The following is a 14,322-nucleotide window of genomic DNA, read 5'->3' on the forward strand; positions in this document are numbered from 1 at the left end:
GGCCCGCCCTCCCCACGGGGGAGAGGACGGGCCGTGTGCCGTGTGCCGGTGAGGGGGTCAGAGCCGCTCGGGCGTGCGGATGCCCAGCAGGGCCATGCCCTGGTGCAGCGTGCGGGCCGTGACGTCGGACAGGAACAGGCGGTTCTCCGCCACGTCCCGCGGCGGCGCCGGTTTGATCACCGGGCACTTGTCGTAGAACGACGTGAACAGGGACGCCAGCTGGTAGAGGTACGCCGTCAGCTTGTGCGGGGCGTACTCGCGGGCCGCCTCCGCCACCGTCTCCGCGAAGGCGTCGAGGTGCAGGCCGAGGGCGCGCTCCGCCTCGTGCAGCTCCAGCTCCGGGTGGGCCCCGGGGCGTACGTCGCCGGCCTTGCGCAGGATCGACTGGATCCGGGCGTAGGCGTACTGGAGGTAGACGGACGTGTCGCCGTTCAGCGAGACCATCTGGTCCAGGTCGAACTTGTAGTCCCGGTTGGCCGACGTCGACAGGTCCGCGTACTTCACCGCGCCGATGCCCACCTGGGTGCCCCGCTCGGCGATCTCCTGCTCGGAGAGGTCCTGCGCCTTCTCCCGGACGACGGCGGACGCGCGGTCGATCGCCTCGTCGAGGAGGTCGACCAGGCGGACCGTCTCGCCCTCACGGGTCTTGAACGGCTTGCCGTCCTTGCCGAGGACCGTGCCGAAGGCCAACTGCTGCGCCGTCACGTCGTCGTTCAGCCAGCCGGCCCGGCGGGCGGTCTCGAAGACCATCTTGAAGTGCAGGGACTGGCGGGCGTCGACCACGTACAGCAGCGTGTCCGCCTTCAGGTTGAAGACGCGGTCGCGGATCGCGGAGAGGTCGGTGGCCGCGTAGCCGTAGCCGCCGTCCGACTTCTGCACGATCAGCGGGACCTGCTTGCCGTCCGGGCCCTTGACGTCCTCGAAGAAGACGCACAGCGCGCCCTCGGAACGGACGGCGACGCCCGACTCCTCCAGCAGGCGGCAGGTCTCGGCCAGCATGTCGTTGTAACCGGACTCGCCGACGATGTCGGGGTCGCGGATCTCCATGTCCAGCTTCTCGAAGACGGAGAAGAAGTAGATCTTCGACTCGTCGACGAACTTCTGCCACGCGGCGAGCGTCTTCGGGTCCCCGGCCTGGAGGTCGACCACCCGGCGCCGTGCCCGCGTCTTGAACTCCTCGTCGGAGTCGAAGTGCCTGCGCGCGGCCTTGTAGAGACGGTCGAGGTTGGACATCGCCTCCTCGCCGCTCACCTCGCCGGCCTCGTGGTCCAGCTCGTGCGGGTGCTCGTCCAGGTACTGGATGAGCATGCCGAACTGGGTGCCCCAGTCGCCGATGTGGTGCCGGCGCACGACGCTCTCGCCGGTGAACTCCAGCAGCTGGACGACGGAGTCGCCGATCACCGCGGAACGCAGGTGGCCGACGTGCATCTCCTTCGCCACGTTGGGCTGGGCGTAGTCGATCACCGTCGTGCCGGGGTGCTGGGCGTGCGGGACACCGAGGCGGCCGGTGTCGTCCGCGTACCGCGCGGCGAGGTTCCCGGTGATCGCCCGGTCGCCGATCGTGATGTTCAGGAAGCCGGGCCCGGAGACCTCGACGTCCTTGATCAGGTCGCCGGTGACGATGTGCGAGACGACCTCGGTCGCCAGCTCCCGCGGGTTCGCCTTCGCCTTCTTGGCCAGGGCGAGGATGCCGTTGGCCTGGTAGTCCGCCCGGTCGCTTCGTCGCAGCAGCGGGTCCGCGGACGCCTCCGGCCGGGCGGCGGAGAGGGCGGACGTCAGCTGCTGGTTGACGAGATCGGTGAGTGACGCGACCGAGGCCATAGGAGTGGGTGCCGTTCTCCTCGTGGGTTCAGATAGACCTGGTCAGTATCCCACGGGTGGGGAAGCGGTTTTCGGCTGCGGGCCGGTGGGGGCTGGTCGGGCCCGCGCGGCGGAGCCGCATATCGGCACTGCCCCGCGCCCCTTCGGGGCGCTGATGAGAAGCGCCGGTTTTCGCGGATGCGGGCCGGGCTGGGAGAATGGAGCGGTCAGCCGTGCGACCGTCCGGCTGCTCAGCAGAACTTTCAGGGAAGAGGACGTGCCGATCGTGGCTCAGAGCACAGAGACCACCGACTGGGTCTCCCGTTTCGCGGACGAGGTCATCGCCGAGTCGGAGCGTCGTGCCCCGGGCGCGAAAACATCAGTCGCTACCGCTCCGGTCGTCGTCGTCGCGTCCGGACTCTCCCCGTCCGGTCCCATCCACCTGGGCAACCTGCGCGAGGTCATGACCCCGCACCTGGTCGCCGACGAGGTCCGCCGCCGGGGCCACCAGGTGCGGCACCTCATCTCCTGGGACGACTACGACCGCTACCGCAAGGTGCCGGCCGGAATCGCGGGTGTCGACGACTCGTGGGCCGAGCACATCGGCAAGCCCCTCACCTCCGTCCCGGCCCCCAAGGGCTCCGCGCACCCGAACTGGGCCGAGCACTTCAAGGCCGCGATGACCGCCTCGCTCGCCGAGATGGGCGTGGAGTTCGACGGGATCAGCCAGACCGCGCAGTACACCTCCGGCGTCTACCGCGAGCAGATCCTGCACGCCATGAAGCACCGGCGGGACATCGACGCGATCCTCGACCAGTACCGGACCAAGCCGAAGACGGCCGGCAAGAAGTCGCAGAAGCCCGTCGACGAGGCCGAGCTGGAGGCCGCCGAGGGCTCCGGCGCCGCCGCCGAGGACGACGGATCGGGCTCGGCCGCCGGATACTTCCCGTACAAGCCGTACTGCGGCAACTGCGAGAAGGACCTGACGACGGTCACCTCCTACGACGACGACTCGACCGAGCTGACCTACGCCTGCACCGAGTGCGGCTTCTCCGAGACGGTCCGGCTCAGCGAGTTCAACCGCGGCAAGCTGGTCTGGAAGGTCGACTGGCCGATGCGCTGGGCGTACGAGGGCGTGGTCTTCGAGCCGAGCGGTGTCGACCACTCGTCTCCCGGCTCGTCGTTCCAGGTCGGCGGGCAGATCGTCGGCATCTTCGGCGGCAAGCAGCCGATCGGGCCGATGTACGCCTTCGTCGGCATCAGCGGCATGGCCAAGATGTCCTCGTCGAAGGGCGGGGTGCCCACCCCGGCCGACGCGCTGCAGATCATGGAGCCGCAGCTGCTGCGCTGGCTGTACGCCCGCCGCCGGCCCAACCAGTCCTTCAAGATCGCCTTCGACCAGGAGATCCAGCGGCTGTACGACGAGTGGGACCGCCTCGACGCCAAGGTCGCCGACGACAGCGCCCTGCCCGCCGACGTCGCCGCCCACTCGCGCGCCGTCCGCACGGCCGCCGGTGAGCTGCCGAGGACGCCCAGGCCACTGCCGTACCGCACGCTCGCCTCCGTGGCCGACATCACCGCCGGGCACGAGGACCAGGCGCTGCGCATCCTCAGCGAGCTGGACCCGGCGAATCCGCTGCGGGCGCTGGAGGATGCCCGCCCGCGCTACGACAAGGCCGAGGCGTGGATCAACACCCACGTCCCCGCCGACCAGCGCACCCTCGTGCGCGAGGAGCCGGACGCCGAGCTGCTGAAGTCCCTCGACGAGCAGGGCCGGGCCTCGCTGCGGCTGCTCCTTGACGGGCTCGCCGACCACTGGTCGCTGGACGGACTCACCCACCTCGTCTACGGCGTGCCCAAGGTCCAGGCGGGCTTCTCCGCCGACGCCACGCCCAAGGAACTGCCGCCGGAGATCAAGACCGCCCAGCGGTCCTTCTTCGCGCTGCTGTACCACCTGCTCGTCGGCCGCGACACCGGCCCGCGCCTGCCCACGCTGCTGCTGGCGGTGGGGCAGGAGCGGGTGCGGGCCCTGCTCGGGGAGTAGGCCCGGACCGGACCGTGCTGACACGGCGACGGGGCCGCCGGCTTCTGCCGGGCGCCCCCGTCGCCGTACGTACACCCGCTACGCGATGTGCTCGTCCTCCAGCTCCGCGCTGTGGCGGTTGGTGAAGCGGCTCACCAACCGCTTGGCCTCCGGATCGGCGAGCGGCGTGCCGAACGTTGCCTCCACGTTGTCACCGAACTCGCGGGGCGTCGGATAGCTGCCGTTGATGGACTGCTTGAACACCTGGTAGTAGGCGTCCTCGTCCGGGCCCTGGGGCTCAGGCGTGCCGCCACCCTCCCCCAGCTCGCGGGTGCGGCGGGGGCCGACCGGTATGGGGAAGCTGCCGGTGTCCTCCGGAGAGGGCTCCCGCACGGGCGGCTCCTCCTCGAACTGCTGCCGGTACTGCTCGGCCTGCCGCTGTTCCGCTTCCCACTGGGCGTACTGGTCCGGGTCGTAGGCGGGGTCGTAGTCGCCGTGGTACTCGACGGACTGGGGGTCCCGGGCGTGCAGCCACGGATTCTGGTTCGGGTCCATCGCGGGGTTCTGGCCTGCTGCCGGGTGCTGGCCCGCCAGGTGCTGGCCCGCCGGGTTCTGGCCCGCCGCCGGGTTCTGGCCCGACGGGGAGTTCGGGTCCACCGCGGGGTTCTGGCCCACCGCGGCCTGCTCCCGCACGGGCTCGGGCGCCGGCTCCCGGCCGCCGACCAGCTCGGGGCGCTGCTCACCGGCGGGCTCGGCCTTCCGCAGGGAGGGCGCCGTCCCGTGGGCCGCCCTTCCGTCCGGGAGCGCGTCGGCCTGCGGCGCCGGCGGCAGCAGCGCCGGCTCGATGCCCGCCGCCGCCAGGCCCGCCGGGGCCGTCTGCGACAGGGGCACCCCGTACCGGGCCAGGCGCAGCGGCATCAGCGACTCGACGGGGGCCTTGCGGCGCCAGCCGCGCCCGAACCGCGAGCGCAGCCGGGCCTGGTAGACCAGACGCTCCTGCTCCAGCTTGATGACCTGCTCGTAGGAGCGCAGCTCCCACAGCTTCATACGGCGCCACAGCAGGAAGGTCGGCCCCGGCGAGAGCAGCCAGCGCGTGAGGCGGACGCCCTCCATGTGCTTGTCGGCGGTGATGTCGGCGATCCGGCCGATCGCGTGCCGGGCGGCCTCGACGGACACCACGAACAGGATCGGGATCACCCCGTGCATGCCCACACCCAGCGGGTCCGGCCACGCCGCCGCGCCGTTGAACGCGATCGTCGCCGCCGTCAGCAGCCACGCCGTCTGCCGCAGCAGCGGGAACGGGATGCGGATCCAGGTCAGCAGCAGGTCCAGGGCCAGCAGCACGCAGATGCCCGCGTCGATGCCGATCGGGAAGACGTAGCTGAAGTTCCCGAAGCCCTTCTGCAGGGCCAGTTCCCGCACCGCCGCATAGGAACCCGCGAAGCCGATCCCGGCGATGATGACGGCACCGAAGACGACCATGCCGATGAGAACGCGATGCGTCCGGGTCAGCTGTAGTGGCGCGGCCACCCGTACTCCCCTCCACGTGCCTGTTGTTGCGCGCAACAGAGTGGCACATGTGTGCGGGGGACGGGTGGCCGGTGGGCCGATACGACCTGTCAGCTCGACTTCGACGACGACTTCGACGACGACTTCGACGATGACTTCGGCTTCGACGACGACTTCGAGTCCGACGCCGACTTGGACGCCGACGGCGAGGAGCTCGACTTGGCGCCGTCGGTGTCGGCGGTGTTGGCCTTCGTCACCGCGGCCACCGCCTCCTTGGCCGCCTTCTGCGCGTCCTTGACCATGTCGTCGGCGTCCGGTGTCTTGTCACCGGCCAGGCCCGCGCCGTTGTAGTCGACGGTGACGACGACGTTCTCGACGCGCGCCACGACCGTCTGCTGCTTGAAGGTGCCTTCCTTCTTCTTCAGGTCGTAGCGCACGACCGACGCCTCGTCGCCCGTGCCGCTCACCGGCGCGGTCTTCACGCTCTTCGCGCCCTGCGCGGACTGGGCGTCCTGCAACTGCTTCGTGTAGTAGTCGCGCGCCAGCTTGTCGCCCTCGCCGCGCGACGCGTCCGACTCGAAGCGCAGCATCGACACGCTCAGCCAGCGGAACTGAGAGCCCTTCACGCCGTTGTCGTCCAGGCTGTCCCAGGAGCAACCGGCGCGCGTCGCCGTGTCGTTGGACGCGCCCTCCTTGCCGGAATCGGCCTTCGGCGCCAAGTCTTCCAGCGTCTTCTTCGACAGCACCGAACACGGCTCCGGAAGCTTCCCGTACGCCGCGGCCTGGACCGTCGGGGAGGGCTTCGCCGACTTGGACGCGGCCGACTTGGACGCGGCCTTGTCCTTGCCGTCGTCGGAGCCGGAGTCCGAGGAGCAGCCGGCTGCCACCAGCATCACGGGGACGGCGGCCGCGCAGACAAGGACGCGGGGGAGACGCTTCGCTTGCTGGTTTCGCTGGTCACGCTGGGCTCGTCGCTGCATGGTTCCTTCACTCATGGCACTCGTGGTTCCTGCGGTCGGAACGGGTCCGAGGGGCCACCGTACGCGGTGGGGAAACCGCGCGGCCCCGCTTCGGACGCGTCGCGCGCGGACGCGTGGGAGTCCGGGCCGGGCTCAACCGCTCAGTGAATCCGCCAGCTGGGAAGCCAGTTTCCGCGCCATGTCCTGCATTTCCTCGCTGTCCGGCACGACTCCGAGCATCGCCGACTGCTCCGCGTACTCGATGGTCACCACGACGTTCGACGTGCGGAACGCCACAGTCACCGTGCGCCGCTTCGCCGTCGAACCGGAGCTGCTCAGCTCGTCGTCCACGAACGCCTCGTCACCCAGATCGTCGAGGAGCCGGGGCTGGAGGTCGGTGGGCGTGGCACTGGCGGACGCGCTCGACGAGGGGGCGTTGGACGACGCGGAGCCGGAGGCCGGGGCGGAGGGCGCGCCGGGCGACGCGGTGCCGGACGGCGAGCCGGATCCCGGCGTGGAACCGGACGCGGACGGCGAACCCGACTCCGAACCCGACTCCGACTCCGACTCCGACCCCGAGGCCGCCGGTTCGGGGAGGTCGGCCGTCTCCACCTGCTTCGCGAAGAGCGTCTCGGCCTCGCTGTCGTCGCTCACGGAGCTGTCGTACGACACCACCCGCTCGAAGTCGACGAAGAGGTGGTTGGTGGCGTCCGCCGAATCCACCTTCCAACGGCAGCCGACCTTGCGGTCGGTGTCGTACGCGAGCGTCGCCTCGCCCGCGTACGCCTTCTCCCGCTGCTCCTCGTCCGCGATCTCCTCCAGGCCGGGCAGGAGCGAACCGAGCGCCTTGTCGCCGACCGCGCCGCACGGCTCCGGGAGGGTGCGGTACTTGCCGGGCTCGGCGGCCTCGGTCGCGACACCGGGCCGGCCCGGGTTGGAGTCGTCCGCCGTGGGACCGTCGCCCGAGCCGCCGGTGCAGCCGGCCAGCACCGCCGCCAGGACGGCGGCGACGCCGGGTACGTAGGCCTTCCGCTGCACGGTGCGGCTCCTCTCGCCGGTGTGGCTGTGGTCGGTACTCCAGTGTCCCCGCTGGTTATTCGCTTGCCGCACGGGGGCGTCCTCTGCGGACAATGTGTATCGCACGCGCTGCCGTGAACGCCGGTCGGTTGTCCCTTTGACTGCCCTTGGCGCCGGTTTTGCGCTTTGAGACTTCTGTTTGTTTTCCGGGGGAATGAGGACGAAATGTCGTACGTGGAGATGCCAGGCGCGAAGGTACCGATCCGGATGTGGGCGGACCCCGCGACGGTGGAGGAGGGCGCGCTCCAGCAGCTGCGCAACGTGGCGACCCTGCCGTGGATCAAGGGCCTGGCCGTCATGCCGGACGTGCACTACGGCAAGGGCGCGACGGTCGGGTCCGTGATCGCGATGCGGGGTGCCGTGTGCCCGGCGGCGGTGGGCGTCGACATCGGCTGCGGGATGTCGGCGGTGAAGACGTCCCTGACGGCGAACGACCTGCCGGGCGACCTGTCCCGGCTGCGCTCGAAGATCGAGCAGGCGATTCCGGTGGGACGGGGGATGCACGACAGTCCCGTCGAGCCGGGGCGGTTCCACGGGCTGGCGACGGCCGGGTGGGACGACTTCTGGGGGCGGTTCGACGGGGTGGCGGAGGCGGTGAAGTTCCGTCACGAGCGGGCCGGTAAGCAGATGGGGACGCTCGGAGGCGGAAATCACTTTGTTGAGGTATGTACTGATACGTCCGATTCTGTGTGGCTCATGCTCCACTCCGGTTCCCGCAACATCGGCAAGGAACTTGCCGAGCATCACATCGGCGTCGCCCAGAAGCTCCCGCACAACCAGGGCCTGATCGACCGCGACCTCGCGGTGTTCGTCGCGGACACCCCGCAGATGGCGGCGTACCGCAACGACCTGTTCTGGGCGCAGGAGTACGCCAAGTACAACCGGACCATCATGATGGCGCTCCTGAAGGACGTGGTCCGCAAGGAGTTCAAGAAGGCCAAGCCGGCCTTCGAGCCGGAGATCAGCGCACACCACAACTACGTGGCCGAGGAGCGCTACGAGGGGATGGACCTGCTCGTCACCCGCAAGGGCGCGATCCGGGCCGGTTCCGGTGAGTACGGGATCATCCCCGGTTCCATGGGCACGGGGTCGTACGTCGTGAAGGGCCTCGGGAACGCCAAGTCCTTCAACTCCGCCTCCCACGGCGCCGGGCGGCGCATGAGCCGGAACGCCGCCAAGCGCCGCTTCTCCACCAAGGACCTGGAGGAGCAGACGCGGGGCGTGGAGTGCCGCAAGGACTCGGGCGTCGTGGACGAGATCCCGGGCGCCTACAAGCCGATCGAGCAGGTCATCGACCAGCAGCGCGACCTCGTGGAGGTCGTGGCGAAGCTGAAGCAGGTCGTCTGCGTGAAGGGCTGACGCCCGGGACGCCGTCCGGCGTCAGCCTTCCCGGTGCACCTTCGTGTTCGACGCCTGGGCGCGGGGGCGGACGACCAGGAGGTCGATGTTGACGTGGGCGGGGCGGGTGACCGCCCAGGTGATGGTGTCGGCGACGTCGTCGGCGGTCAGGGGCTCGGCGACGCCCTGGTAGACCTTGGCCGCCTTGTCCTCGTCGCCGCCGAAGCGGGTCAGGGCGAACTCGTCGGTCTTCACCATGCCCGGCGCGATCTCGACGACGCGGACCGGGCGGCCGACGATCTCCAGGCGGAGGGTCTCTGCGAGGACGTGTTCGGCGTGCTTGGCGGCGACGTAGCCCCCGCCGCCCTCGTAGGCGGCGAAGCCCGCGGTCGAGGAGACGACGACGACCGTGCCGTCGCCGCTCGCCTCCAGCTTGGGGAGCAGGGCCTGGGTGAGATTGAGGGTGCCGAGGACGTTCGTCTCGTACATCCGGCGCCAGTCCTCCGGGTCGCTGGCGGCCACCGGGTCGTCGGCGCCGAGCGCACCGCCCGCGTTGTTGACGAGGACGCCGACGGTCTTGAAGGCCGACGCGAACTCGTCGACCGCCGCGCGGTCGGTGACGTCCAGGGGGTACGCCGTCGCCTTGTGGCCGGCCGCCTGGATCTCCTCCGCCAGCGCCTCGATACGGTCCTTGCGGCGGGCGGTGAGGACGACGCGGTAGCCGGCCCCGGCGAGCTGCCGGGCCGTGGCGGCGCCGATGCCGCTGCTCGCACCGGTGACGACGGCGATGCGGGAGGCGGCGGACGGGGCGGCTGCGGGGGCCATGGGCTGCTCCTGAGGTGGGCACGGGGCGGTACGGCGGTCGCCGCCCAGCGTAGTCAGCCGCCGTTCCTCGGCGCCCACATGATCACGGCCATCCCGGCGAGGCAGACCAGGGCCCCGGTGACGTCCCAGCGGTCGGGGCGGTAGCCGTCGGCGACCATGCCCCACAGGATCGAGCCGGCCACGAAGATCCCGCCGTACGCGGCGAGGATGCGGCCGAAGTGGGCGTCGGGCTGGAAGGTGGCGACGAAACCGTACGCGCCCAGGGCGAGGACACCGCCGGTGGCCCACAGCCAGCCGCGCTGTTCGCGTACGCCCTGCCAGACCAGCCAGGCGCCGCCGATCTCGAAGAGGGCGGCGACGACGAAGAGGGCGGCGGAGCGCAGGACGAGCATGCGGGCAGCTTCGCACGCGCCGAGTGCGCACCGGGCGGCGGACCTGCGGAATAGACGGCCGGGGCGCTCCGTACCACCGATCTTGCCGGGCATTCTTTAGGGCCGGGGCGGATGCCCTCTCCCGCGTAGCGGGGCAGGAGTGGCCGGATCGACGTCGGGGCGATCCGGCGTACCAGCCGGCTCGGCGGCACGTCGCACTACGGAGATCAGCCATGAGTTCAGAGAGCGGTCGTCGGCGGCAGCCGCAGCCGCAGCCATCGCGTGCACGTCGTCGGGAAGCCGGAGGTTCACATGCTTGGTCATAGGACCATTTTGGCACTGGACCCATGATGGAGCTACTATGGGTCCATGAGTCGTTTCCGGATGTATCCGACGAGCGAGCAGGAGCAGCGGATGCTGCTGCACTGCGCGCACGCCCGGTACGTCTGGAACCTGGCCGTTGAACAGCACGCGCACTGGTGCAGGTGGCGCAAGGCCGCTCCCGGTTTCGCCGAGCAGTGCCGCCAGCTCACCGAGGCCCGCCGCGAGAGTGAATGGCTCGGCCTGGGAAACGCCGACGTGCAGCAGCAGGCGCTCAAGGACTTCGCCAAGGCCAAGAATGCCCGCTTCACCTCCGGCTTCGGTGAGCCGACCTGGCGCAAGAAGTTCCGGCACGAGGGCTTCCGTGTCATCGGTGCCGACCGCGTACCCGAGTACAGCACCGACGGATCGCCGAAGCTGAACGCGAAGACCGGCAAGCAGGTCATGGGCCGCTCCGTCACCCTGCGGAAGTTGAACCGCAGGTGGGCGCAGGCCAAGGTGCCTGGCTGCGGATGGGTCCGCTTCCGTCTCAGCGCCAACGGCAAGGGCGCCCGGCTCCCGCAGGCAAAGACGTTCCGCGTCACCTTCCGCAACGGGCAGTGGCACATCGCCTTCGCGGTCCTTCCTGAGCCGACCCCGGTGCCAGGTACGGGCGAGGCCATCGGTATCGACCGGGGCGTGAAGATCACCGCCGCCCTGTCGGACGGCCGCACTCTCAACTGCCCCCAGCTCACCACCCGGGAACGCGCTCAGATCCGCAAGCACCAGCGGCGCGCGGCCCGAGTGGAGAAGGCCAGCCCCACGAAGGCGGTCGAGTACGCGAAGGTCGCCAAGCTCAAGGCGCGGGAGGCGGACCGGCGCAAGGACTGGTGCGAGAAGACCAGCACGATGCTCGCGCGCATCTACGACCTCGTTCGGTTCGAGAAACTGAACATCAAGAACATGACCCGCTCCGCCCGGGGCACCGTGGAGCTGCCCGGCAAGAACGTGGCCCAGAAGTCCGTGTTCCGTCCTTCGCCATCTTGTCGCTGTCCCGCGTGACGTTGTTCAGTTCGCTGTTCGTCCCGGGGCAGGTTGCCTCTCCTCGTGTACGGACCGGGACAGGTGTCCCACGGTGTCTTGTCGCTCGCTGATGCCTGTCCCGCTTCGTATTCGCTCTCAGGGGCGGTTTGGACGTTGATCCGTTGCTGGCTGACGGGGCTGTGTGGCTCTCTGGTGATCGGGGTTGGTGCGTTCGCTCTGGTGAGGGGGCTGGGTGACTGCCGATGCGTTCGCTGATGTCGGGCACGGCGTTTTGGAGGTCGAGTACATCGATGAGGGCCGTGTACGCCGTCGTGAGCCTCTGTCGTCGGTGTGGACGGCGAGGTTCGAGTCGCTGCCGTCGGTGCGGAAGGTGCGTACGTACGACGGGCAGCGGTCGGTGACTCGGGACTACTGGTCGACGACTATGCGGAGGGCTCTCGTATGTGAGTCGCGGCTGGAGCGCGATCACGCGATGCTGATGGACTTCGATTCGCAGGTGACGGGTCTGGTGTCGCAGCCGTTCCGACTGTTCTGGCCCACGCGCCGGGGACGGTTGGGGCACGTCCCGGACTTCTTCGCCCGGCGCTGCGACGGTGGCGGGGTGGTGGTCGACGTGCGTCCGGTGGATCAGATCGAGGCGGAAGATGCCGAGGCGTTCGCGGCGACCGAGCGGGTCTGCGAACTGGCTGGCTGGTCGTTCCGGCGGGTGGGGGCGATCAATCCGGTCCTGCTGGCGAACGTGCGCTGGTTGCGGGGCTACGGCCATCCCCGTTGTTGGCGGCAGGAGACGGCCGCGCGGCTGCTGGAGGTGTTCGTCGAGCCGAGGCCGCTGTTCGCCGGGGCGGAGGCGGCGGGGGACCGGATCGCGGTGCTGCCGGTGCTCTACCACCTGCTCTGGCGGGGCATGTTGGCCACGGATGTGGAGTCGCAGGTTCTGGGGCCGGGCTGCATGGTCCGTCGACAGATGGGAGTCGATCCGTGGTGATGCGCAATCCGTTGGTGGTCCGTCCTGGCGACCGGGTCAGGTTCGACGGCAAGGTGCAGACGGTCGCCGGCCTGTCGGGGATGCTGGTGCGGCTGGCGGACGCGGCGGGCGGCACGAGCGCGATGCATCTGCCGACGCTGATGATGTCGCCCGGCTTCGAGGTGCTTGGCTCCGGCAGCAGGAGGGTGATGCCCGCGGGGCTGCTCGACCCCGTCCCGGCGGTTCAGGCCGAGGAGGTCTTGTGGTGGCACCGGCACATGGTCGAGCTGCGCACGGGACTGCCGCCGGATGCTCCGCAATGCGCCTCGCCGCGGCCTGAGTATGACCCGGTCACGCGGACGCTGGCCGAGCGCGAGGCGTCCAAGGCCGCGGAGTTGTCGGTCGAGCTGGGGCGGCCGGTCAGTGCACACACGGTGCGCTGGCGGCGGCGTCGTCATCAGGAGCGGGGCATCGCGGGCATGGTCGACGGGCGGCACGCGCCTCGCCGGCCGGTGCATGGAGGGCTTCGGCCGGAAGTCGTGGACGAGTTGCAGCAGATGATGAGCCAGGCCACGGATGGCTCGACCCGGACGGTCAGCTACTACTTCGAGCGTGTCAGCAAGACGGTCAAGGACAAGTACGGGCCGGAGGCGGTGCCGAAGCGGTCGGCGTTCTACCGGCTGTTTCAGCGCCTGGAGCGCGGCCGGCACACCACCGGGTCGGCGCGCACACGCCGGTCCCTGGCAAATCAGCCCGAGGGTGCCTTCGGCCAGGTGACGGTCTGCCGGCCGGGCGAGTTGATGGAGATCGACTCCACCCCGTTCGACGCGTTGGTACGCCTGGACCAGGGCGTGGTGGGCAGAGTCGAGCTGACCGGGCTGGTTGACGTCGCCACCCGCACGGTCACCGCGGCGGTGCTGCGGCCGACGACGAAGTCAGTCGACGCGGCCTTGCTGCTGGCCCGCTCGGTGACACCGGCGCCGATGCGCCCGGGCTGGACGGATGCTCTGCGCATGGAGCGGTCGGTGCTGCCCTACCAGCGGTTGCTCGCGCTGGACGAGCGCCTGCGGCACGCGGCGGCGGTCCCGCTGATCATTCCCGAGGCGATCGTGGTGGACGGCGGCAAGGCGTTCTTGTCGAAGAACTTCCACATTGCCTGCGACGCGTTCGGCACCGAGGTGATCCATGCGCCGCCCAGGACACCGACGCACAAGCCGCACATCGAACGCACGCTGGGATCGGTGGCCACCATGTTCGCGCAGTTCGTCTCGGGTCACACCGGCCGCTCGGCCGAGCACCGCGGGAGCCGGGTCGAGGACGAGCCGCTGTGGTCGCTGCCGCAGTTGCAGGAACTGCTGGAAGAGTGGATCACCGCAAGGTGGCAGAACCGGCCGCATGACGGTCTGCGGGACCCGCTCGCTCCGGGACGGACGTTCTCACCGAACGAGAAGTACGCCGCGCTCGTGGAGACGGCTGGCTACCTGCCTCTCGCGCTGTCGTCCGAGGACTACCTGAAGCTCCTGCCGACCCGCTGGCAGGCGGTGAATTCCTACGGAATCAAGATCAAGCACCGGATCTACGACTGCGGCGATCTCGACGGGCTGCGGCGAGAGAGGTCCGGCCTGGCCGATCACCAGGACCGGTGGGAAGTACGGCACGACCCCTATGACGTCCGTGTGGTCTGGCTGCGCGACCACCGCGAGGAGACCTGGATCACGGTTCCCTGGAGGCTGTTGTCGTCCCAGCCGGTCCCGTTCGGGGAGATGGCCTGGGACCACTCCGCCAGGGATCTGCGCGACCAGCAGGGCGCCACGGTGACCGAGGAGGCGATCTCCGAGGCGGTGGGGGAACTACTGGAACGGGCGGGCACCGGTCCCGTCGAGGAGAACGCGGCGCCACCGGTTCGCAAACGCGCCCGCAGCCGTCGAGCCGAGCGGGCAGCCGCCCGCACCCGCGCCGCTTCTGATCCTTCCTGGCCCCGCCTGGCCCCGCCGTCTGCGTCCGCTCAGGTCGAGGAGCCGGAAGACGAAACCGACGACGAGGCGGTCGCCGATGTCGTTCCGCTGCGTGTCTTCGACGCCCGCAAGGAGTCAAAGAAGTGGTGGTAGGGCC

Annotated in this window: 12 protein-coding genes; 5 read left to right on the forward strand and 7 right to left on the reverse strand. The window is 70.0% G+C overall.

The features are described 5' to 3' along the window. Window positions 1–57: 57 nt before the first annotated feature. Window positions 58–1,821: an arginine--tRNA ligase gene (argS, locus tag ACFCZF_RS05010; protein WP_376670459.1), complete on the reverse strand. Its 1,764-nt coding sequence runs from the start codon at window positions 1,819–1,821 to the stop codon at window positions 58–60. 256 nt (window positions 1,822–2,077) lie between these two features. On the opposite strand from argS, the gene lysS reads away from it, so the two are divergent. Continuing rightward, the gene (gene lysS / locus ACFCZF_RS05015) at window positions 2,078–3,844 is read left to right on the forward strand and encodes a lysine--tRNA ligase (RefSeq protein ID WP_376670460.1); all 1,767 of its coding nucleotides are present in this window, start codon (window positions 2,078–2,080) and stop codon (window positions 3,842–3,844) included. 78 nt (window positions 3,845–3,922) lie between these two features. Here lysS and ACFCZF_RS05020 read toward each other — a convergent pair whose 3' ends face one another. From ACFCZF_RS05020 to ACFCZF_RS05030, 3 genes are all read right to left on the reverse strand, one after another. Further along, on the reverse strand, window positions 3,923–5,353 hold the full coding sequence (locus ACFCZF_RS05020) for a DUF2637 domain-containing protein (protein ID WP_376670461.1): 1,431 nt from the start codon (window positions 5,351–5,353) through the stop codon (window positions 3,923–3,925). A gap of 89 nt (window positions 5,354–5,442) precedes the next feature. Then, on the reverse strand, window positions 5,443–6,327 hold the full coding sequence (locus ACFCZF_RS05025; protein WP_376670462.1) for a DUF3558 family protein: 885 nt from the start codon (window positions 6,325–6,327) through the stop codon (window positions 5,443–5,445). A gap of 117 nt (window positions 6,328–6,444) precedes the next feature. Beyond that, a complete protein-coding gene (locus ACFCZF_RS05030; protein ID WP_376670463.1) occupies window positions 6,445–7,329 on the reverse strand; it encodes a DUF3558 domain-containing protein in 885 nt (294 codons plus the stop codon). A gap of 204 nt (window positions 7,330–7,533) precedes the next feature. Between ACFCZF_RS05030 and ACFCZF_RS05035 the strand changes: the two genes are divergently transcribed. Then, window positions 7,534–8,727 carry an RtcB family protein gene (locus ACFCZF_RS05035; protein WP_376670464.1) on the forward strand — a complete coding sequence of 398 codons (1,194 nt, stop codon included), beginning with the start codon at window positions 7,534–7,536 and terminating at the stop codon, window positions 8,725–8,727. Window positions 8,728–8,748: 21 nt separating this feature from the next. On the opposite strand, the gene ACFCZF_RS05040 is transcribed toward ACFCZF_RS05035, so the two are convergent. From ACFCZF_RS05040 to ACFCZF_RS05050, 3 genes are all read right to left on the reverse strand, one after another. Beyond that, on the reverse strand, window positions 8,749–9,531 hold the full coding sequence (locus tag ACFCZF_RS05040) for an SDR family NAD(P)-dependent oxidoreductase (RefSeq protein ID WP_376670465.1): 783 nt from the start codon (window positions 9,529–9,531) through the stop codon (window positions 8,749–8,751). 53 nt (window positions 9,532–9,584) lie between these two features. Beyond that, window positions 9,585–9,923, reverse strand: coding sequence for a YnfA family protein (locus tag ACFCZF_RS05045; RefSeq protein WP_053135097.1), 339 nt, complete (start codon window positions 9,921–9,923; stop codon window positions 9,585–9,587). Window positions 9,924–10,019: 96 nt separating this feature from the next. After that, window positions 10,020–10,226, reverse strand: coding sequence for a toxin-antitoxin system HicB family antitoxin (locus ACFCZF_RS05050; RefSeq protein WP_376670466.1), 207 nt, complete (start codon window positions 10,224–10,226; stop codon window positions 10,020–10,022). Window positions 10,227–10,271: 45 nt separating this feature from the next. Between ACFCZF_RS05050 and ACFCZF_RS05055 the strand changes: the two genes are divergently transcribed. The 3 genes from ACFCZF_RS05055 to ACFCZF_RS05065 all read left to right on the forward strand — a co-directional run bounded on the left by ACFCZF_RS05055 (window position 10,272) and on the right by ACFCZF_RS05065 (window position 14,318). Continuing rightward, a complete protein-coding gene (locus tag ACFCZF_RS05055; RefSeq protein ID WP_376670467.1) occupies window positions 10,272–11,264 on the forward strand; it encodes an RNA-guided endonuclease InsQ/TnpB family protein in 993 nt (330 codons plus the stop codon). Between the two features lie 214 nt (window positions 11,265–11,478). Continuing rightward, complete coding sequence (locus ACFCZF_RS05060) at window positions 11,479–12,231, forward strand: TnsA-like heteromeric transposase endonuclease subunit (protein WP_376670468.1); 753 nt, start codon at window positions 11,479–11,481, stop codon at window positions 12,229–12,231. Beyond that, on the forward strand, window positions 12,231–14,318 hold the full coding sequence (locus tag ACFCZF_RS05065; RefSeq protein ID WP_376670591.1) for an integrase: 2,088 nt from the start codon (window positions 12,231–12,233) through the stop codon (window positions 14,316–14,318). Before ACFCZF_RS05060 ends, ACFCZF_RS05065 begins: the two co-directional genes overlap by 1 nt. Window positions 14,319–14,322 lie beyond the last annotated feature (4 nt).

The sequence above is a fragment of the Streptomyces sp. NPDC056296 genome, assembly GCF_042268605.1.
Lineage (GTDB): Bacteria > Actinomycetota > Actinomycetes > Streptomycetales > Streptomycetaceae > Streptomyces.

Coding starts and splice junctions, on each gene's coding strand:
- argS (WP_376670459.1), bottom strand. CDS start 1,821: ATGGCCTCGGTCGCGTCACTCACCGATCTCGTCAACCAGCAGCTGACG.
- ACFCZF_RS05025 (WP_376670462.1), bottom strand. CDS start 6,327: ATGAGTGAAGGAACCATGCAGCGACGAGCCCAGCGTGACCAGCGAAAC.
- ACFCZF_RS05035 (WP_376670464.1), top strand. CDS start 7,534: ATGTCGTACGTGGAGATGCCAGGCGCGAAGGTACCGATCCGGATGTGG.
- ACFCZF_RS05040 (WP_376670465.1), bottom strand. CDS start 9,531: ATGGCCCCCGCAGCCGCCCCGTCCGCCGCCTCCCGCATCGCCGTCGTC.
- ACFCZF_RS05045 (WP_053135097.1), bottom strand. CDS start 9,923: ATGCTCGTCCTGCGCTCCGCCGCCCTCTTCGTCGTCGCCGCCCTCTTC.
- ACFCZF_RS05050 (WP_376670466.1), bottom strand. CDS start 10,226: ATGACCAAGCATGTGAACCTCCGGCTTCCCGACGACGTGCACGCGATG.
- ACFCZF_RS05055 (WP_376670467.1), top strand. CDS start 10,272: ATGAGTCGTTTCCGGATGTATCCGACGAGCGAGCAGGAGCAGCGGATG.
- ACFCZF_RS05065 (WP_376670591.1), top strand. CDS start 12,231: ATGCGCAATCCGTTGGTGGTCCGTCCTGGCGACCGGGTCAGGTTCGAC.